This is a genomic window from Streptomyces sp. HUAS MS02, assembly GCF_055702265.1.
The window spans coordinates 3271232-3289872 of sequence record NZ_CM146747.1; the positions used below are offsets into that span (position 1 = coordinate 3271232).

Annotated in this window: 15 protein-coding genes; 3 read left to right on the forward strand and 12 right to left on the reverse strand. The window is 67.6% G+C overall.

Features of this window, described 5'->3' with window-relative positions:
- Window positions 1-94: 94 nt before the first annotated feature.
- The 5 genes from ACZ9QC_RS13850 to ACZ9QC_RS13870 are packed head-to-tail and all read right to left on the reverse strand — an operon-like array spanning window position 95 to window position 5799.
- The gene (locus tag ACZ9QC_RS13850; RefSeq protein WP_472920415.1) at window positions 95-1231 is read right to left on the reverse strand and encodes an ABC transporter ATP-binding protein; all 1137 of its coding nucleotides are present in this window, start codon (window positions 1229-1231) and stop codon (window positions 95-97) included.
- Complete coding sequence (locus ACZ9QC_RS13855; RefSeq protein WP_472920416.1) at window positions 1197-2207, reverse strand: ABC transporter ATP-binding protein; 1011 nt, start codon at window positions 2205-2207, stop codon at window positions 1197-1199. The genes ACZ9QC_RS13850 and ACZ9QC_RS13855 overlap by 35 nt, the downstream gene beginning before the upstream one ends.
- 9 nt (window positions 2208-2216) lie before the next feature.
- The gene (locus ACZ9QC_RS13860) at window positions 2217-3233 is read right to left on the reverse strand and encodes an ABC transporter permease (RefSeq protein ID WP_472920417.1); all 1017 of its coding nucleotides are present in this window, start codon (window positions 3231-3233) and stop codon (window positions 2217-2219) included.
- The gene (locus ACZ9QC_RS13865; protein ID WP_472920418.1) at window positions 3226-4149 is read right to left on the reverse strand and encodes an ABC transporter permease; all 924 of its coding nucleotides are present in this window, start codon (window positions 4147-4149) and stop codon (window positions 3226-3228) included. The genes ACZ9QC_RS13860 and ACZ9QC_RS13865 overlap by 8 nt, the downstream gene beginning before the upstream one ends.
- 6 nt (window positions 4150-4155) lie before the next feature.
- Entirely contained in the window at window positions 4156-5799 is a 1644-nt protein-coding gene (locus tag ACZ9QC_RS13870; protein ID WP_472920419.1) for a peptide ABC transporter substrate-binding protein, read from the reverse strand.
- Window positions 5800-6233: 434 nt separating this feature from the next.
- Here ACZ9QC_RS13870 and ACZ9QC_RS13875 point away from each other — a divergent pair, with 434 nt between their 5' ends.
- The 3 genes from ACZ9QC_RS13875 to ACZ9QC_RS13885 all read left to right on the forward strand — a co-directional run bounded on the left by ACZ9QC_RS13875 (window position 6234) and on the right by ACZ9QC_RS13885 (window position 10102).
- On the forward strand, window positions 6234-7238 hold the full coding sequence (locus ACZ9QC_RS13875) for an ABC transporter permease (RefSeq protein ID WP_472920420.1): 1005 nt from the start codon (window positions 6234-6236) through the stop codon (window positions 7236-7238).
- Window positions 7239-7304: 66 nt separating this feature from the next.
- Window positions 7305-9095, forward strand: a complete 1791-nt coding sequence (locus tag ACZ9QC_RS13880; RefSeq protein ID WP_472920421.1) for an ABC transporter substrate-binding protein — start codon at window positions 7305-7307, stop codon at window positions 9093-9095.
- 23 nt (window positions 9096-9118) lie between these two features.
- Window positions 9119-10102 carry an ABC transporter permease gene (locus ACZ9QC_RS13885; RefSeq protein ID WP_472920422.1) on the forward strand — a complete coding sequence of 328 codons (984 nt, stop codon included), beginning with the start codon at window positions 9119-9121 and terminating at the stop codon, window positions 10100-10102.
- A 413-nt stretch (window positions 10103-10515) separates the two neighbouring features.
- Here ACZ9QC_RS13885 and ACZ9QC_RS13890 read toward each other — a convergent pair whose 3' ends face one another.
- The 7 genes from ACZ9QC_RS13890 to ACZ9QC_RS13920 all read right to left on the reverse strand — a co-directional run bounded on the left by ACZ9QC_RS13890 (window position 10516) and on the right by ACZ9QC_RS13920 (window position 18232).
- On the reverse strand, window positions 10516-10899 hold the full coding sequence (locus ACZ9QC_RS13890) for a VOC family protein (protein WP_472920423.1): 384 nt from the start codon (window positions 10897-10899) through the stop codon (window positions 10516-10518).
- 193 nt (window positions 10900-11092) lie between these two features.
- The gene (locus ACZ9QC_RS13895) at window positions 11093-11764 is read right to left on the reverse strand and encodes an HAD-IA family hydrolase (protein WP_472920424.1); all 672 of its coding nucleotides are present in this window, start codon (window positions 11762-11764) and stop codon (window positions 11093-11095) included.
- A 198-nt stretch (window positions 11765-11962) separates the two neighbouring features.
- Entirely contained in the window at window positions 11963-13105 is a 1143-nt protein-coding gene (locus ACZ9QC_RS13900) for an ABC transporter ATP-binding protein (protein WP_472920425.1), read from the reverse strand.
- Between the two features lie 14 nt (window positions 13106-13119).
- On the reverse strand, window positions 13120-14181 hold the full coding sequence (locus ACZ9QC_RS13905; RefSeq protein ID WP_230219921.1) for an ABC transporter ATP-binding protein: 1062 nt from the start codon (window positions 14179-14181) through the stop codon (window positions 13120-13122).
- Between the two features lie 10 nt (window positions 14182-14191).
- Window positions 14192-15169: an ABC transporter permease gene (locus ACZ9QC_RS13910; RefSeq protein ID WP_472920426.1), complete on the reverse strand. Its 978-nt coding sequence runs from the start codon at window positions 15167-15169 to the stop codon at window positions 14192-14194.
- 116 nt (window positions 15170-15285) lie between these two features.
- Window positions 15286-17088, reverse strand: coding sequence for an ABC transporter substrate-binding protein (locus ACZ9QC_RS13915; RefSeq protein ID WP_472920427.1), 1803 nt, complete (start codon window positions 17086-17088; stop codon window positions 15286-15288).
- A 103-nt stretch (window positions 17089-17191) separates the two neighbouring features.
- Window positions 17192-18232, reverse strand: coding sequence for an ABC transporter permease (locus ACZ9QC_RS13920; protein WP_472920428.1), 1041 nt, complete (start codon window positions 18230-18232; stop codon window positions 17192-17194).
- Window positions 18233-18641 lie beyond the last annotated feature (409 nt).

The window sequence follows — 18641 nt, forward strand, 5'->3', positions numbered from 1 at the left end:
CGGCCGTACGCGTAGTAGATTCGCGCGTCCGTATATCGGAACCGCGTCAGCCGAGTTGCCTGCGTGTTAACGCAGTTGGTGCGGATTTGTGGGCTTATTCAGCCTCATTCGTCTGCTCGTCCGTCTGCTCGTCCGCCCGGTCGTCCGTCTGCTCGACCGTCCGGTCGTCCTCCGGTTCCTCCGGCGGCACCACCTGTTTCTCCTCCGCGAAATGGCAGGCCGAGTCATGGGCGGCCGGGCCGGTGGTGAGCCGGAACTCCGCGGGGACCGCCAGCAGCGGCACCTCCAGCGCACAGCGCTCCCGGGCCTTCCAGCATCGCGTGCGGAAGCGGCACCCGGAGGGGATGTTCGTCGGGGAGGGCACATCACCGAAGAGGATGATCCGTTCCCGGTGCTCACGGGCCTCGGGGTCCGGGACGGGCACGGCGGACAGCAGTGCCTGGGTGTAGGGATGCGTCGGGTGGTCGTAGATCTCGGCGTCCCGGCCGATCTCCACGATCCGCCCCAGGTACATCACCCCGACCCGGTCGGAGATGTGCCGCACGATCGACAGGTCATGGGCGATGAAGACGTACGACAGTCCGAACTCGCCCTGGAGGCGGTCCAGCAGGTTGATGACCTGGGCCTGGACGGAGACGTCCAGGGCGGAGACGGGCTCGTCGGCGACGATGATCTCCGGGCGCAGCGCCAGCCCCCGGGCGATGCCGATGCGCTGGCGCTGGCCGCCGGAGAACTGGTGCGGATAGCGGTTGATGTACTCGGGGTTGAGGCCGACCACGTCGAGGAGTTCCTGCACCCGGCGCCGGCGGTCGCCCTTGGGAGCGACCTCGGGGTGGATGTCGTACGGCTCCCCGATGATGTCGCCCACGGTCATCCGGGGGTTGAGGGAGGTGTACGGGTCCTGGAAGACCATCTGGATGTTGCGGCGGACGGTCCTGAGCGCCCGGCCGGAGAGCTTGGTGATGTCCTCGCCCTTGTAGCGGATCGACCCGGCGGTCGGCCGCTCCAGGTGGACCAGCATCTTGGCGACCGTGGACTTGCCGCAGCCGGACTCGCCGACGATGCCGAGGGTCTCGCCCCGGCCGAGGGCGAAGTCGACGCCGTCGACCGCCTTCACTGCGCCGACCTGCTTCTTGAAGAGGATGCCCTCGGTGAGCGGGTAGTGCTTGACCAGGCCGCTGACCTCCAGGATCGGCTCAGCCGGCGGGGCGGTCGTGGATGTCGTGGTCATCGAGGCACTCCCTCCAGAAGTGGCAGGCGCTCAGCCGGATCCCGTCCGCCGGCTCCACGTCGTACAGCGGCGGTACGTCGGTCCGGCACACGTCGCGGGCCATCGGGCAACGGGGGTTGAAGGCGCACCCGGGCGGGATGTCCATGAGGTTGGGCGGCAGGCCCTTGATGGCGTAGAGCTCCTGGCCCTTCTGGTCCAGGCGCGGGATCGAGTCGAGCAGGCCGCGCGTGTACGGGTGGGCCGGGGCCTTGTAGATGTCGTGGACGGGCGCGGACTCCACGATCCGGCCCGCGTACATCACGGCGATGCGGTCGGCGACGTCCGCGACGACGCCGAGGTCGTGGGTGATGAGGATGAGGCCCATGTTCAGCTCGCGCCGGAGTTCGGCGAGGAGGTCCATGACCTGGGCCTGCACGGTGACGTCCAGCGCGGTCGTCGGTTCGTCGGCGATGATCAGCGCGGGTTCGAGGGCCAGCGCCATCGCGATCATGATGCGCTGGCGCATGCCGCCGGAGAACTGGTGCGGATAGTCCCGTACGCGCTCCTTGGCGGCCGGGATGCGGACCCGGTCCATCAGCTCGACGGCCTTGGCGCGGGCGTCCTTCTTCGACATGCCCCGGTGCACGACGAACATCTCGCCGAGCTGGTCGCCGACGGAGAGGACGGGGTTGAGGGAGGACAGGGCGTCCTGGAAGATCATCGCCATCTCGGCGCCCCGGATCTTGCGGCGCTCGTCCTCCTTGAGCTTCAGCAGGTCCCGGCCCTTGAAGAGGATCTCGCCGCCGGTGATCCTGCCGGGCGGCATGTCGAGGATGCCCATGATCGCCTGCGCGGTGACCGACTTGCCCGAGCCGGACTCCCCCAGCACGGCCAGCGTCTGACCCTCGTCCACGCCGTAGTCGACCCCGTTGACCGCCTTGGCGACCCCGTCCCGGGTGCGGAACTCCACGTGCAGACCACGCACTTCGAGCAGCATGACGGCACCTCACCTCAGCTTCGGGTCGAGGGCGTCGCGCACGGCGTCGCCCAGCATGATGAACGCGAGGACGGTGATCGCCAGGGCGCCGGAGGGCCACAGCAGGGCGTGCGGGGCGTTGCGGATGTACGGGGAGGCGGCGGAGATGTCGATGCCCCAGGAGACGCTCGGCGGTTTCAGGCCGACGCCGAGGTAGGACAGGGTCGCCTCCAGGGCGATGTACGTGCCGAGGGCGATGGTGGCCACGACGATCACCGGGGCGACGGCGTTGGGGGCGATGTGGCGCAGCAGCATGCGGGAGTTGGAGGCGCCGAGGGCGCGGGCGGCCTGCACGTAGTCGTTCTGCTTGGCGGTGATGACCGAGCCGCGGGCGATGCGGGAGATCTGCGGCCAGCCCAGCAGCACCATGAAGCCGATCACGGGCCAGATGCTGTTGCTGGTGACCACGGAGAGCAGCACCAGACCGCCGAGGACCACCGGGATCGCGAAGAAGACGTCGGTGATCCGGGACAGGATCGAGTCCGAAAAGCCTCCGAAGAACCCGGCGAGCCCGCCGAGCACCGACCCGAGGATCGCGACACCGAGCGTGGCGCAGACGCCGACGGCGATGGAGACCCGCGCCCCGTAGACGGTACGGGTGTAGACGTCGCAGCCCTGGCCGTCGTACCCGAACGGGTGTCCGGGTTGCGCGCCCTCCTGGGCCTTGGAGAGGTCGCACTTGAGGGGGTTGCCGGAGGCGATCAGCGACGGCCAGAGGGAGATGACGACCAGGAAGAGGATCACCAGGGCCGAGATGATGAAGACGGGGTTGCGCCGCAGGTCGCGCCAGGCGTCGGACCAGAGGCTGCGGGCCTTGTCGGCCGGGCCGCCGCCCGCCGGATCGTCGCCCAGGCGCTTCTCCAGGGTCTCCCCCTCGGTGGTGGCCAGATCCATCGTGCCGTCCTGCCCCGTCGCGGCGATCGCCCCGCCCTCGGGGGCGCGCTGGCCGCCCGAGACGTGCGGCTCCTCCGGCTGCGGCTCAGGCATAGCGGATCCTCGGGTCGAGTACGGCGTAGAGGAGGTCGACGAGCAGGTTGGCGATGAGGAACACCAGGACCAGGACGGTCACGAAGCCGACGACGGTCTGGGTGTTCTGGCGGAGGATGCCCTGGTAGAGCTGGTATCCGACGCCGTGGATGTTGAAGATCCGCTCGGTGACGATGGCGCCGCCCATCAGTGCGCCGATGTCGGTGCCGATGAAGGTGACCACGGGGATCAGGGAGTTGCGCAGCAGGTGCTTGCGGATCACCCGGTGCCGGGGCAGCCCCTTGGCGACGGCGGTGCGGACGTAGTCGGCGCGGGCGTTCTCGGCGATGGACGTCCGGGTCAGTCGGGTCACGTACGCGAGAGAGACGGAGGCGAGGACGAGCCCGGGGACGATCAGCTCGTCGAAGGTGGCGTCGGAGGAGACCGACGGACTGATCCAGCCCCACTCCACGCCGAGCAGCAGCTGGAGCAGCAGACCGGTGACGAAGGTGGGGACGGAGATGACGACCAGGGTGACGACCAGCGCCCCGGTGTCGACGGGGCGCCCGCGCCGCAGGCCGGTGACGACACCGAGGGTGATGCCGATGACGATCTCGAAGAGGATCGCGACGATCGTCAGCCGGATGGTGACGGGGAAGGCGGAGGCCATCAGCTCGGTGACCTCCTGCCCGTTGAACGCGGTGCCGAAGTCGCCGGTGAAGACATTGCCCATGTAGGTCAGGTATTGCTGCCCCACGGGCTTGTCGAGGCCGAACTCCCGTCTGAGCTGGGCGGCCGTCGCCGGATCGCACTCCCGGTCGCCGCAGAGGCCCGCGATGGGGTCGCCCATCACGTTCACCATCAGGAAGATCAGGAGGGTGGCGCCCACGAAGACCGGGATCATCTGCAGCAGGCGCCGGGCGACGTACCGTCCCACGGGAGGTCAGCTGACCTTGATCTGGTCGTACACGGGCACGCTGAACGGGTTCAGGGCGACGTCGGAGAGCCGCTCCGAGTAGCCCGCGCTGCCGTTCTGGTACCAGAGCGGGATCGCGGCCATGTTGTCCCGGACGACCTCCTCGGCCTTCTGGAACGTCTCCACCGCCTTCGCCGTGTCGGACTCGGCGTTGGCCTCGTCCACCAGCTTGTCGAACTCCGCGTTGGACCACTTGCCGTCGTTGGAGGAGGCGTTGGTGTAGTACAGCGGCTGCAGGAAGTTCTGGATGAGCGGGTAGTCCATCTGCCAGCCGGCGCGGAACGGGCCGCTCATCTTCCGCTGGGTGATCTGGTTGCGGTAGTCGGCGAAGGTGCCGACCGGGTTGCCGACGCACGCCTTGTCGTTGTCCAGGGCGTTGTTGATGGAGTTGCAGACGGCGTCGACCCACTGCTTGTGGGAGCCGGTGTCCGCGTTGTACGTGATCTTGACCTGTCCGCCGGGGAGCCCGCCGCCCTCCTGGATCAGCTTCTTGGCCGCGTCCGCGTCGTACTCGCAGGCGTCACCGCACAGGCCCTCCTTGTAACCGCCCTCCTCGCCGAGGACGGGCGAGGTCCAGTCGGTGGCGGGGGTGCGGGTCTTCTGGAAGATCGTTTCGGTGATCTGGTCGCGGTCGATCGCCCGGGACAGCCCCTCGCGGACCTTCTCCGAGCCCTCCTTGTTCCACTGCTCGTCGTAGAACGGGAAGGACAGGGTCTGGATGATGCCGGCCGGGGTGTTGATGTACCGGTCGCCGAGGTCGGCCTGGACGTTCTTCAGCTGGGCGGCGGGCACGTCGTCGACGAGGTCGAGGTTGCCGGCCATCAGGTCGGTGTAGGCGGTGTTGTTGTCGGTGTAGACCTTGAGATCCACACCGCCGTTCTGCGCCTTGTCCTCGCCCGGGTAGTCGTCCCATTTCCGCACCGACAGCTGCGAGCCCTTGGTGTAGGAGTCGACGGCGTACGGGCCGTTGCCGACGGGCTTGGCCAGCCAGGCGTCGTGGTCGGTGAAGAACGACTGCGGCAGCGGGGCGTACGCGTTGTATCCGAGGGTGTCGGGGAAGGTCGAGAACTTCTGGGTGAGCTTGACGGTGAAGGTGTTCTCGCCGGTGACCTTCAGCCCGGAGAGCGTGTCGGCGGTCTGCTTGCTGCCGTCGTCGGGGTGCGTCTTGTCGTAGCCCTCGATGTACTCGAAGAAGTACGCGTTCTTCTGGTTGTTCTTCAGGCTCGCCCCGTAGTTCCAGGCGTCGACGAAGGACTTGGCGGTGACCTTCTCGCCGTTCTGGAAGGTCCAGCCGTCCTTGACGGTGATGGTGAAGTTCTGCGAGTCGGTCGTCTCGATCTTCTCGGCGAGCATGTCCTTGGCCTCGCCGGTCTTGGCGTCGTACCGCTTCAACCCGCGGAAGATCATGTCCAGCACCTTGCCGCCCTGCACCTCGTTGGTGTTGGCCGGCTCCAGCGGGTTCTGCGGGTCGCCCCAGGAGGAGCTGAGCACCGCGCCGGCGTCACCGCTGCCGCTGCCGCCGTCGCTGTCGTCCCCGCCACCGCAGGCGGTCGCGGCGAGGGCCACCGCCGCCGCGCCGGCGATCCATCGGGCGTGCGTGGCTCCACGCATGGGTGCCTCCTCGTCCTACGTGCGCGATCTTCTTGTTACCGGACAATATCGGCGCGTTTCGCATATACCGCACATTTGGGGGGCCGGATGGGGGGCGTTGTCGGGTGCGGGTGGGTGGGGGTTGCTCGCGCAGTTCCCCGCGCCCCTGAAAGACCAGGCCCTGCGTGCCTGAAAGGCGACGGGACCGCGGGATGAAAAGCACGGGGCGCAGCCCCTGCTTCTCAGGGGCGCGGGGAACTGCGCGAGAAGCCCCACCGGAGCCGCACTCGCCGACGCACCACGGGGACCCCCCCTCCCGCGCCTGAAAAAATCCCGAAGAACCGGTAAGAGAACAGTTCGCCCCCGTAAGAGCGCGTTCGGCAATCCCCCACCCCTTGGTCAAGGCCCCCAAGAACGCATTGACCCACCCCCACGACCGGTTGAAGGGTCACGTCATGGGGACCTCACCACCACTCACCGCCGCCCCCTTCGAGACGGCACCCACGACCCCGCCACGAACCGGCGGCACCAGCTCACCCGGCCGTATCGCCTGGCGCCGCTTCCGCCGGGACCGCGCCGGAGTCATGTCGGCGTACGTCGTCGTCCTCTTCTTCGCCACCGCGATCGCCGCCCCCCTGATCGCGAAGCTCTACGGCAAGAACCCGTACACGACATACGGGCAGAACCAGCCCGGCCTGCTGAACCAGTTCGGCTTCCCCGTGGCCCCGAACGGCGGAATCAGCGGCGACTTCTGGTTCGGCGTCGAGCCGCAGCTCGGCCGGGACGTCCTCACCCTCCTCCTCTACGGCATCCGCAACTCCCTGCTGATCGCCACGGTGACGACCCTGCTGGTCACGGCGCTCGGCATCGTCGTCGGCGTGACGGCGGGCTATCTCGGCGGCCGCGTCGACAACCTCGTGGGCCGGATCGTCGACATCCTGCTGGCCTTCCCCTCCACGCTGTTCTTCATCGCGATGTGGCCGGTCATGATCTCGATCCTGGTCCCGCCGGACGAGAACACCCCGACCTGGCTGACGGTGGTGAGCCTGATCTCGGTGATGACCGCCTTCGGCTGGGCCCCCATCGCCCGGCTGCTGCGCGGCGAGGTACTGGCCCTGCGCGAGCGGGAGTTCGTCGAGGCGGCCAAGGTCACCGGCGCCTCGCCCGCCCGGATCGTCTTCCGGGAGCTGCTGCCGAACCTGTGGACGCCGGTCCTCATCCAGGCGACCCTCGCGCTGCCCATGTACGTCACCACGGAGGCGGCCCTCGCCTTCCTCGGCGTCGGGCTGAGCGACCCCACCCCCGACTGGGGCGTGATGATCCAGCGCGGCGCCCAGGTCTACCAGAGCGACATCACGTACATGCTCTTCCCCGGCCTCTCGATGGTGATCTTCGTGATCGCCTTCAACCTCCTCGGCGACTCGGTCCGCGACGCGCTGGACCCGAAGGCCGGTCGCTGAACCCCGTTCCGTTCCGGACGCTTCCCGTTCCGGAAGCTCCCTCCCCCTGATTCAGGCAGGACACCCATGTCGATCTCCCGCAGAAACTTCGTCATAGCGAGCTCGGTCGCGACGGCCGGCGGCGCCCTGGTCCTCAGCGCGTGCAGCAGCGGAGGAGGGGGCAGCGCTGCGGGGGGCGGCGTGGCCTCCGGCTCCGCCGCCACGTACTCCAAGGTCGCGGTGGGCACCGCGGCGGACTCCACCGGCCCCGCGCCGGAGATCGCGGGCGCCCGCAAGGGCGGCACGATCCATCCGATCGGCCCGGACGACTTCTCCCATCTGGACCCGCAGCGGATCTACTTCGCCTGGAACTCCACGGTCGCGAACCTCTACGTCCGCTGCCTCACCGGCTACAAGATCGCCTCCGACGGCTCCATGAAGCTCGTCGGCGACCTCGCCACCGACGCCGGCACCATGTCGGACGGCGGCAAGACCTGGACGTTCACCCTCAAGGACGGCCTGAAGTGGGAGGACGGCAGCGAGCTGACCGTCGAGGACGTACGGCACGGCATCGAGCGCGGCTTCGCGAGCTTCACCACCGAGGGCGCCACCTACGTCCAGACCTGGCTGACCGGCTCGCCCGACTTCCGGTCCGTCTACAAGGGCCCGTACGGCGGCAAGCACCTCTCCTCCGTCGTCACGGACACCGCGAAGAAGACCATCACCTTCCACCTGAAGACCGCCCGCCCCGACCTCAACTGGGCGCTGGCGATGCACTCCTACGGCGCCGTGCCGGTCGCGCACGACAGCAAGGAGAAGTACGACAAGGACCCGTTCTCCTGCGGCCCGTACCGGATCAGGCAGCACTCGGTCGACAAGTCCATGACGCTGGTCCGCAACACCCACTGGGACCCGAAGACGGACGCGATCCGCAACGCCTACCCGGACTCCGTGGTCTTCGAGTTCGGCCCCGAGGCCCTGCCCGCCACCGACCGGCTGATCGCCGACTCGGGAACCGACCGGTACGCGGTCATGGCCTACAGCGGGGTGCCGGCCGAGCGCATCCAGAAGGTGATCAGCGACAGCACGCTGGAGTCCCGCACGATCGACGGCCTGCTGACCGGCCTGTACTACTACGCCGTCAACTGCCGCCGCATCAAGGACGTCCGGGTCCGCCAGGCCCTCAACCACGCCTGGCCGCTCGAACAGATCCGTTCCATCTACGGCGGCCCGTCGGCCGGTGACTACGCGACGACCATCCTCAGCCCGGACATCGCGGGCCGGGTGAAGTTCGACGTCTACGGCAAGCTGAAGAACCCGCGCGGTGACACGGCGAAGGCGAAAGCGCTGCTGAAGGAGGCCGGCAAGCTCGGCCAGAAGATCGTCTACACCTATCCGCAGGGCGCCAACGACGCCTACGACAAGACGAAGGTCGTCATCGTCAACGCCCTGAAGGAGGCGGGCTTCGACCCGGTGGTCAAGGCCGTGGAGTCGACGAGCTACTACGACCAAGTGGGCCAGATCGACAACCAGTTCGACGTGATGTGGTACGGCTGGTCGCCCGACTGGCCGGCCGCGTACACCCTCATCCAGCCGCTCTTCGACGGCACCACGATCGCCGACAACGCCCCCAACGTCTCCCAGCTGAACGTGGCCTGGGTCAACGCGGCGATCAAGAAGGACGCGGCCATCACGGACACGACGAAGGAGAACGCCGCCTGGGCGGCGCTGGACCAGGGGATCATGGCCAAGGAGGCGCCGATCATCCCGGAGACCTACCAGCGGCGCTACTACCTGTACGGCTCCAAGGTGGGCGGCGCCCAGTTCGACCCGCTGTTCTCGGCGTTCATCCTCTACAAGCTGTACGCCAAGGCCTGAGCGGAACCGGGAACAGCGCGGCCATGCTCCGTCTCATCGCACGCAGGACCCTGAGCGCGCTGCTGATCCTGCTGATCATCAGCGCCATCACGTTCCTCCTCTTCTACGTCGCCCCGCGCGACCCCGCCCGTGCCGCCTGCGGCAAGCTGTGCACCCCGCAGACGCTCGCGCTGGTCCGGCACAACCTCGGTATCGCCGATCCGCTGCCCGTCCAGTACTGGCACTGGCTGGTCGGGGTCTTCGCGGGTCGCGACTACGCCGGCCTCGGCCACTGCCCCGCCCCCTGCCTGGGCTACTCCTTCACCAACCATGAACCGGTCCTCGGCCTGATCACCGACCGCTTCCCGACCACGCTCTCCCTCGCTCTCGGCAGCACGGTCGTCTTCGTGGTGTTCGGCGTGGGCACCGGCATGATCGCGGCGGTCAGGCAGGGCAAGGCACTGGACAAGATCGCCTCGTCGGCGTCCCTGGTCGGCTCGTCGCTCCAGATCTACATCGTCGGCGTGGTGGCGATGTACTACCTCTCCGACCAGTGGGGCCTGCTCCCCCGCCCGTCGGACGCCGTGGGTCTCACCCAGGACCCACTGGCCTGGTTCAAGGGCCTGCTCCTGCCCTGGCTGGTCCTCGCGATCATCTTCACCGCCAACTACACCCGGATGACCCGCTCCCAGCTCGTGGAGAGCCTCGCCGAGGACTACGTCCGCACGGCCCGCGCCAAGGGCATGTCGCGGCCCACGGTCTTCTTCCGCCACGCCTGGCGCGGCGCCATGGGCCCGATCGTCACCATTCTCGGCCTCGACATCGGCTACCTCCTGGGCGGCGCCATCATCACCGAGGAGACCTTCGGCCTGCACGGCATCGGCGCGCTGTCCATCAAGGCCGTCCGCGACAACGACCTGCCCCTGCTCCTCGGCGTCGTCCTGGTCGCGGCCACGGCGATCGTCATCGCGAACATCGTGGTGGACGCGGTGTACGCGCTGATCGACCCACGGGTGCGGCTGGCGTAGAGCCGACGAGAAGACTGTCGCGGAAGGTGGGACGAAAAGAGAACAGGAAAGACACAGGCAAGGCACAGGAAAGGGCCCGGGTCCGTGGAGAGACGGACCCGGGCCTTTCCGCCGCGCGCATTCTCGGTGAATCCCCCGTTGACCCACCTGTGAAAGCGCGCCGCGAGCACAAAGGATTACTCGGTCACTTCAAGGAGTACTTGACGATGTACGTCATCTTCTTGATGTTCTTCGGGCGCTTCGTGCAGACGACCTTGGTCTTGCTCACGGCCTGAAGATATCCGCAGCCGATGTGCACCAGACCGGTCTTCGCGTTCTTCTTGGCCGAGTTGATCCGCCAGCCCGATGTTAGGTGCCCTCTTTCTATCAGCGCTCTCACGGGCATCGCACGCAACTTGAGCAACCCCTGAGCTTCAGCCCAACTCCCCGCGCTCCACGCAGAATTCATTGCCCTCGGGGTCGGCCATGAGGACCCAGCCGCCACCGTCGGGGCGGGTGTGGTCGGCGACCACGCGGGCGCCCAGCGCGACCGCCCGCTCGACCTCCTCGGCACGGCTGCGGCCCCGGGGCTTGAGGTCGAAGTGGATCCGGTTCTTGAACACCTTGGCCTCGGGCACCCGCACGAACAGCAGCCTCGGCCCCCCGTCCGGATCCGCGATCAGCGCCTCCGGGTCACCGGGCTTGTCATCCTCGGCCAACGGCCGCCCGAGCAACTCGCTCCAGAAGAGCGCGACGTAGTAGGGATCGCCGGTGCAGTCGAAGGTGAGGCTGTGGATGGCGGGAGATGTGGGGCTCAACTGGGGTCTCCGTCGTCGCGAGTGGGTGTGCGGTTGGGGGGTCGGGCGGGGATGGGCGTCCGTGACGCGCGGCCCCGATGCGGGCCAGCGCCCCGATGCGGGACAACGACCTGATGCGGGACGGCACAACCGAACGGTTCTCGGGCGCCGACCAGGGTCTCGCCACCGGCCGCCGCCCGCCACCGATTTCCCATCAGGCGCGGGCTGCTCCGCCCACGTCCCGCAGCACGGCCTCCGCCGCCTCCCTCAGCGACCCGAAACACCTGTGCGCGTCCAGGAGTTCCTGGGGGCCGTGCGTGGACGTCACCGCGTACACCGTGCAGCCGGCCGCGAGCCCCGCCGCGACGCCCGCCGGCGCGTCCTCGACGACCAGGCACCGGCCCGGTTCGACGCCCAGACGCGCGGCAGCGGTCACATAACCCTCGGGCGACGGCTTGCCCTCGGAGACGTCCTCGGCGCACACCCGGACCTCGGGCACCATCAGCCCCGTTCGGGCGAGCCGGGCAGCGGTCGGTTCGGTGCGGCTGGACGTGACGACGGCCCAGCGGCCCGGTGGCAGGGCACGCAGCAGCCCGGCGGCCCCGTCGAAGGCCCGGAAGCCGGGCTCCTCGGCGGCCATGAGCCGGTCCAGCGCGCGGTGCTCGACGGCCGGGTCGCGCTCCGGGACAAGCGCCCTCAGGATGTCTGCCCGTCGCCGCCCCTGCGTGGCCCGCCACACGGCCTCGGGGTCCAGCCCTCTCTCCCGCGCCCAGGCCCGCCACACCCTGCCGTGCGCGCCGGCGGTGTCGAGCAGCACACCGTCCACGTCGAGGAGGACGGCGACCGTCGTACCGTCGCCGATCGGACGTCCGGTGTCCGTCCCCATCTGCTCGTACACCCCCGGCGAAAGCGGTCCCCCAAGGAAGAGGGCCCGCCGTACCCGGCCGAGGCCCCGTCACCGGGACCATCACCGTCGTATGACGAGCCCTCCAAGACTCGAACGAGCCGACCTCGATCTGACCGAACTCGACCGGGCCGCAGCGGACCGGCCGGGCCGCCCCCTCGGCCCGGTCCGGCCCTCGCGTCAGTCCTTGGCGATCTTCGCGTCGGAGGCCTCAGGCACGCCGTCCTCCAACGCCTTGAGCGCCGGGTCCAGCACGACGTCCTCGGCGCGGGCCTCGGTCGTCGGGTCCTCCGGGAAGTGGCAGGCCGTCAGGTGGCCGGGCAGGTTGCCGGAGAGCTGGACCAGCGGCGGCTCCTCGGAGGCGCACTTGTCCTGGGCCTTCCAGCACCGCGTCCGGAAGCGGCAGCCGGACGGCGGCGAGATCGGCGAGGGCACGTCACCGGCGAGCCGGATCCGTTCCTTGGCCTCGACCTCGTCGTCGATCGCCACCTCGGGCACCGCCGAGAGCAGGGCGTGGGTGTACGGGTGGCGGGGCCGGTTGTAGAGCGAGTCCCGGTCCGCGACCTCGACGATCTTGCCGAGGTACATGACCGCGACGCGCTTCGAGAAGTGCCGGACGATGGCGAGGTCGTGCGCGATGAACAGGAACGCGATGCCCAGCTCGTCCTGGACCTTCTGGAGCAGGTTGACGACCTGCGCCTGGATCGACACGTCCAGCGCCGAGACCGGCTCGTCCGCGACGATCAGCTTCGGGTTCAGGGCCAGCGCCCGGGCCACACCGATGCGCTGGCGCTGACCGCCGGAGAACTCGTGCGGGAAGCGGTTGTAGTGCTCGGGGTTGAGACCGACCAGTTCGAGGAGCTCGCGGACCCTGTTCTCCCGGCCGCCCTCGGGGTTGATCCCGTTGACCTCCATCGGCGACTTGATGATCGTGCCGACCGTCTGCCGCGGGTTGAGGGAGGAGTACGGGTCCTGGAAGATCATCTGGATCTCGGACCGCACCGGCGCCAGCTGCTTGCGCGAGGCGTGGGTGATGTCCTGGTCCTTGTAGGTGATCTTCCCGCCGGTGGGCTCCAGGAGCCGGGTGATCAGCCGCCCGGTCGTGGACTTGCCACAGCCGGACTCACCGACCAGACCGACGCTCTCGCCGACCCCGACGGTCAGGTCGATGCCGTCCACGGCCTGGACCGCACCGACCTTGCGTTTGATCGGGAAGCCGCCGTAGATGGGAAAGTGCTTCGTCAGCCCCTCGACCCGGAGCAGCGTCTCGGCCGCGGTGTCCTGGGAGCCCTGCTGTGCGGGGAGGGTGAGGTTGTCGCTCATGATCTCGGTTCTCCCTAGCGCAGCCGGGGCTGGATCTTGTCGATGAAGATGGACTGCTTCTGGTCCGCCGTCAGGTGGCAGGCAGAGGCACGCCCCTCGCCGAGCGGCGGCCGCTCCGTGCTGCAGCGGTTGCCGGTGACCTCACCGGTGAACGCGCAGCGCGGGTGGAACGGGCAGCCGGTGGGCGGGTTGAGCAGGCTGGGCGGCGACCCCGGGATCGGGGTGAGCGCCTGCGCGGTGTCACCGCCGAGCCGGGGCATCGAGCTGAGCAGACCCCAGGTGTAGGGGTGCGTGGGGTTGCGCAGCACCTCACGGACGCTGCCGCGCTCCACGGCCCGGCCCGAGTACATCACCAGCAGGTCGTCGGCCATGTCGGAGATGACGCCGAGGTCGTGGGTGATGAAGATGATCGCGGAACCGAACTCCTGCTGCAGGTCCTTGAGCAGGTCGAGGATCTGTGCCTGGACGGTCACGTCGAGCGCGGTGGTCGGCTCGTCCGCGATCAGCAGGTCGGGGTCGCAGACCAGTGCCATGGCGATCATGGCACGCTGGCGCATACCGCCGGAGAACTGGTGCGGGTAGTCGTCCACGCGGGTCTGCGGGTGCGGGATGCCGACCTTGGCCAGCATCTCGATCGCCCGCTGCCGGGCCTCCTTCTTGGAGGCGCCGGTGTGCTTCATGAACGGCTCGGCGATCTGCCGGCCCACCGTGTAGTACGGCGAGAGCGCCGTCAGCGGGTCCTGGAAGATCATCGCCACCTTGTTGCCGCGGAGCTGCTCCAGCTCCTTCTCCTTGGCGGTGACGAGTTCCTTCCCGTCGAGGATGATCTCGCCCTCGACGGTGGTGCTCCTGGGGTTGTGCAGACCGAGGACGGTCAGGTTGGTCACGGACTTGCCGGAGCCCGACTCACCCACGATGCCCAGCGTCTTGCCGCGCTCGACGTCGAAGGAGAGCCCGTCGACGGCCTTGACTATGCCGTCCTCGGTGGAGAACCGCACCCGCAGGTCGCGGACCGAGAGGAAGGCCTCCGGCCCGGTCGGGGCCTTCTCACCTTCGGTCTTGGTCAGAGTGGTCACGGTATTTCTCCTAGCTGAGGCGCACGCGCGGGTCGATGTAGGCGTAGGCGATGTCCACGATGATGTTCAGCAACAGGATGAAGAAGGCGCCGAACAGCATCACGCCCATCGTCAGCGGGATGTCCTTGCCGACCGAGGACTCGACCGCAAGACGTCCGATGCCGGCCAGGTCGAAGGTGTACTCCGTGACGACCGCGCCGGACAGCAGCGCGCTCAGGTCCATGCCGATGATGGTGACGATCGGGATGAGTGAACCACGCCAGGCATAACGGAAGAATACGTACCGCTGCCTCATGCCCTTCGCGCGGGCCGTGCGGACGTGCTCCTCCGAAAGCTGCTCGATCATGGTCGAGCGGGCCATACGCGTGTACTGGGCGGTGAAGATGGTGGCCATCACGGCCCAGGGGATCAGCAGGCCCGTGAACCAGCCCAGCGGATCCTCGGTGAAGGGCACGTACTTGGGGCTCTCCATCCAGCCGGTGCTGTAGACGAGGATGCCGAGGACGATCGGGCCGAGGAAGTAGATCTGGAAGGAGCTGAGCACCATCGAGGCGCCGCTGACGGCCTTGTCGACGGCGGTGCCGCGCTTCCAGGCAGCGAGCAGGCCCGAGGCGAGACCCAGCACCAGGAAGATGACCAGACCGCCGATGGTCAGCGACAGAGTGAGCGGGAAGCTGTCGGCGATGGAGTCCCAGACGAAGTCACCGCTCTGGAAGGACACACCCAGGCAGGGTGCGGAGCAGTGACCCACCGGGAAGTCCCGGCCGAGGACGATGCCCGACATGAACTCCCAGAACTGCGTGGTGATCGGCTTGTCGAGACCGAGGTTCTCCCTGATGACCGCGATGTTCTCGGGGGAGCAGTTCTTGCCACAGGACAGCTGCGCGAAGTCTTGGGGGATCGTATAGAACAGGAAGAACGTGAAGGCGCCGATCAGGAACATGATGACGACGGCGCCGATCAGCCTGCGGATGAGGAACTGAAGCATGGCGGGTGGATGCTCTCTTCGAAACGCGGCGGTCGGAGGGGGTGGAACCGACCGCGGGGGTGCGCTCCGCCTGGCGCACACCCCCGCGGATCAGCCGGCCTGGCCGGACTGACGTATTACGGCTGCTTCAGGAACACGTCGTTGATGTCGATGTAGCTCGACTCCGTGCTGTACTTGGCACCACCGATGTTCGATCCGAAGAGCTGGATCTGCTTCGAGTAGTAGACCGGGGCGGCCGGGTTGATCTCCTCCACGATGCGGTGGTGAGCCTCTTCCCACGTCTTGGCCGCGGCCTCGGGCTCCTCGGTCAGCGCCTTCTTGATGAGGGCGTCGACCTTGGCGTCCTTGATGTGCGAGTAGTTCGAGCCACCGTCGGCGACCAGGGTGCCGTCGTAGACCGGGGTGATGACCGTGGACGGGGAGGACCAGTCCTGGCCCCAGCCGGTCATGTAGATGTCGTACGGGTTGTCCAGCTTGCCGACCTGCTCGTAGAAGCTGGCCCGGTCGATCTCCTTGGCCTGGACGTCGAAGCCGAGCTTGCCCAGCGCGTCCTTGATGATCACCTGCTGGGCCTGGCCACGCGGGGTGTTGGAGTAGGCGTAGCTGAGCTTCGTGCCCTCCTTGACACCCGCCTCCTTCAGCAGCTCCTTGGCCTTCTCCAGGTCACCGTTGGGCTTCTTCTGCTTGCCGAACGGGTCGTAGGAGGCGTCGTAACCCGGCAGGGTCGGCGCCATCAGACCGCCGGCGACCTCACCGCCGTAGCGGCCACCGTCGGCCTGGACCATGGCCTGGGACGGGATCGCGTAGGTGATCGCGTCGCGGACCTTCTTGTCCTTGACGGCAGCGGCGTCGAGGTTGAAGGTGAGCTGCCACACGTAGGGCTGGTAGCCCTGGATGGTGCGCTTCTTCGTCTCGGGGTTGCTGATCACCGTCGACATCTGCGCTGGGTCCACCGAGTCCGTGAACTGGATGGCGTTCTTGGCCTCGCCCTGGTCGGCGATCAGACGCTTGGTCTGGCTGGCCTGGTCGATGGTGTTGGTGAAGTTGAAGCCGTCGACGTACTGGTGGCGCACCGAGTCCGTCTTCGGGTCCCACTGGTCGTTCTTGACCAGCTTCAGCGACTTGCCGGTCTTGAGCTCGGAGATCTTGTAGGGGCCGAGGGAGGCCGGCGCCTTGTCGTACTTCTCCTTCGTGTCCTGCTTCTCGGGCACGATGGCGTAACCGGCCATGGCCAGGGCCTGCGGGAGGTCCGGGCGCGGCTGGTCGAAGTGGAAGATCACCGTCTTGTCGTCCGGGGTCTCCAGGACGGAGTCCGGCAGGTGCTTGCCCTTGTACGGGCCGTCCGGCAGCGCCTTGCGGTAGTCGGAGCCCGAGAGCCAGCTCTGGACGTACGTCGGGCCGTCGAAGATGACCTTGGAGTACTGGCGCTCGATGGTGTGACGGACGTCGGCCGAGGTGATGGCGTTGCCGTCCTCGTCCTTGATGCCGTCCTTGAGCGTGTACGTCCAGGTCTTGCCGCCGTCGGAGGACTTGCCGGAGTCGGTGGCGATGTCACCGACGACCGTCAGGTTGCCCTTGTCGTCCTCCTGGTAGTTCGTCAGACCGCGGTGGATCAGGTTCGCGAGCTGACCGGCGTCGGAGACGTAGATCTGACCCGGGTCCAGGTGGGTGATGTCCGACTGCTGGTAGACGTTGATGACACCGCCGGGCTTGGCCCCCTTGACCTCCTCGGCCGGGCCGGTGGACGCAGCGGCGTCACCGTAGGCGACAGGCTTCGACTGCTCGGCGGCGTCCTTCTGGGACTTGGAGTTGTCCTTCGTCTCGCCCTTGCCGTTGTCCGCGCAGCCTGCCAGCGCGAGCGAGCCGGCCACGAGGGCGACGGCCACGGCGCGCGTGGTGCGGTTTCTGATGGGCTTCATGATGCCTTTGCACCTACCTGTCGATAGTTGTCCACGAGTACTGCCTGACGGCCCGGGAGAACCCGGGTCGGGGGCGGCAGTCCCCCCACCCACCAATGGACGATTACCGTCCGGTCTTGGGGTCGAATGCGTCCCGGACGGAGTCGCCGAGAAGGTTGAAGCAGAGCACGAAGACGACCATCGCCACGCCCGGGAAGAACATGAACATCGGGTCCTGCTCGTACACCTCGGAGCCGACGGCGAACATCCGGCCCCAGTCGGGAGTGGGCTCGGTGAAGCCGACGCCGACGAACGAGAGGAAGGCGATGGTGAGGATCGTGCTGGGCAGGATGTACGTGGCCTGCACCAGGATCGGGGTGACGATGTTCGGCAGGATCTCCTTGCGCACGATGCGCCAGGGAGAGGCCCCGGACACCTTGGCCGCCTCGACGAACTCGCGTTCCCGCAGCGAGAGTACCGAACTGCGCACCAGACGGGCGAGGCCCATCCAGCCGAGGAACCACATCACGAGGATGATGGCCACGGCCCGCAGATAGGTCGGCGTCTCGTCGCGCGGGTCGACGAACAGTGCGGTGACGACGGGCATGAACGCGATGAAGAAGAGCTGCGACGGGAAACCGAGGAAGAAGTCGGTGATGCGGCCGACCCAGTAGTCGACACGACCACCGAAGTAGCCGCCGATCATGCCGATGAGGACACCGGTGGTCACGCTGAACAGCGTGACGATGACCGCCATGTACAGCGACGTCCGCATGCCGTACAGCAGCATCGTGAACACGTCGCGGCCCAGCTTCGGCTCGACACCGAACCAGAACTCACCCGACATGCCGCCGAAGGAACCGGTGGGCATCGCGAAGTCGTCCAGCAGGAACGGGTAGTCCGGCTCCTGCGCGTACAGCGTGTACGGGTCCTTGCCGTACAGGCTAGAGATGACCGGCGCGAGCGCGGCGATCACGAAGAAGAAAATCACTACGCACGCGGAGACGACTCCAGTACGGTCCCGCTTGAACCGTTGCCACATCAACTGCCCGGGGGAACGACCCTCAAGCTTCTTCTCACCCTTGGCGACCTCGGCGGTCGTCTCGAGCTCGGGGTCCAAGGCGACCGCGGACCCGGAGCCCTCGGCCTTGGTTGGACTGGTCATGTCTGTTCTTCCCCCGGGGGGTTGGAGAGTTGAGCGCAGCACAGATACCGGCAGGTTCTGTGGTTTGGGGGAACTTTCGCCAAACGGGTCAACGCGCGTCAAGGGCGGAAGGCATAGGGATCTCCCTACCGTCCATATTTTGAGCAAAAATTGCAAAGATTGACACCTGGTCGCGCTTGACAGGTGAGACTAGAACCCGGCAAATCAGGCATACGCGGAACGATTTTTGTTTACATGTCCGAAACTTGATCGCTGGATCACCGATATCCGAACAGCGCTTCACAGCACACAGACAGTGAACCGAAAGATCGTGCACGGAAGTCCAGCCTCCCCCGCGGCCTCTTCACACGCTCCCCCGGATCCCCTGTATCCGCACCACATCTCCCCCGTATGCGGGCAGGCCGGAAGC

Excerpts from the sequence above, each read along its gene's own strand:
- ACZ9QC_RS13850 (WP_472920415.1), bottom strand. The coding sequence starts at position 1,231 with ATGACCACGACATCCACGACCGCCCCGCCGGCTGAGCCGATCCTGGAG.
- ACZ9QC_RS13855 (WP_472920416.1), bottom strand. The coding sequence starts at position 2,207 with ATGCTGCTCGAAGTGCGTGGTCTGCACGTGGAGTTCCGCACCCGGGAC.
- ACZ9QC_RS13860 (WP_472920417.1), bottom strand. The coding sequence starts at position 3,233 with ATGCCTGAGCCGCAGCCGGAGGAGCCGCACGTCTCGGGCGGCCAGCGC.
- ACZ9QC_RS13870 (WP_472920419.1), bottom strand. The coding sequence starts at position 5,799 with ATGCGTGGAGCCACGCACGCCCGATGGATCGCCGGCGCGGCGGCGGTG.
- ACZ9QC_RS13875 (WP_472920420.1), top strand. The coding sequence starts at position 6,234 with ATGGGGACCTCACCACCACTCACCGCCGCCCCCTTCGAGACGGCACCC.
- ACZ9QC_RS13880 (WP_472920421.1), top strand. The coding sequence starts at position 7,305 with ATGTCGATCTCCCGCAGAAACTTCGTCATAGCGAGCTCGGTCGCGACG.
- ACZ9QC_RS13885 (WP_472920422.1), top strand. The coding sequence starts at position 9,119 with ATGCTCCGTCTCATCGCACGCAGGACCCTGAGCGCGCTGCTGATCCTG.
- ACZ9QC_RS13895 (WP_472920424.1), bottom strand. The coding sequence starts at position 11,764 with ATGGGGACGGACACCGGACGTCCGATCGGCGACGGTACGACGGTCGCC.
- ACZ9QC_RS13900 (WP_472920425.1), bottom strand. The coding sequence starts at position 13,105 with ATGAGCGACAACCTCACCCTCCCCGCACAGCAGGGCTCCCAGGACACC.
- ACZ9QC_RS13910 (WP_472920426.1), bottom strand. The coding sequence starts at position 15,169 with ATGCTTCAGTTCCTCATCCGCAGGCTGATCGGCGCCGTCGTCATCATG.
- ACZ9QC_RS13915 (WP_472920427.1), bottom strand. The coding sequence starts at position 17,088 with ATGAAGCCCATCAGAAACCGCACCACGCGCGCCGTGGCCGTCGCCCTC.
- ACZ9QC_RS13920 (WP_472920428.1), bottom strand. The coding sequence starts at position 18,232 with ATGACCAGTCCAACCAAGGCCGAGGGCTCCGGGTCCGCGGTCGCCTTG.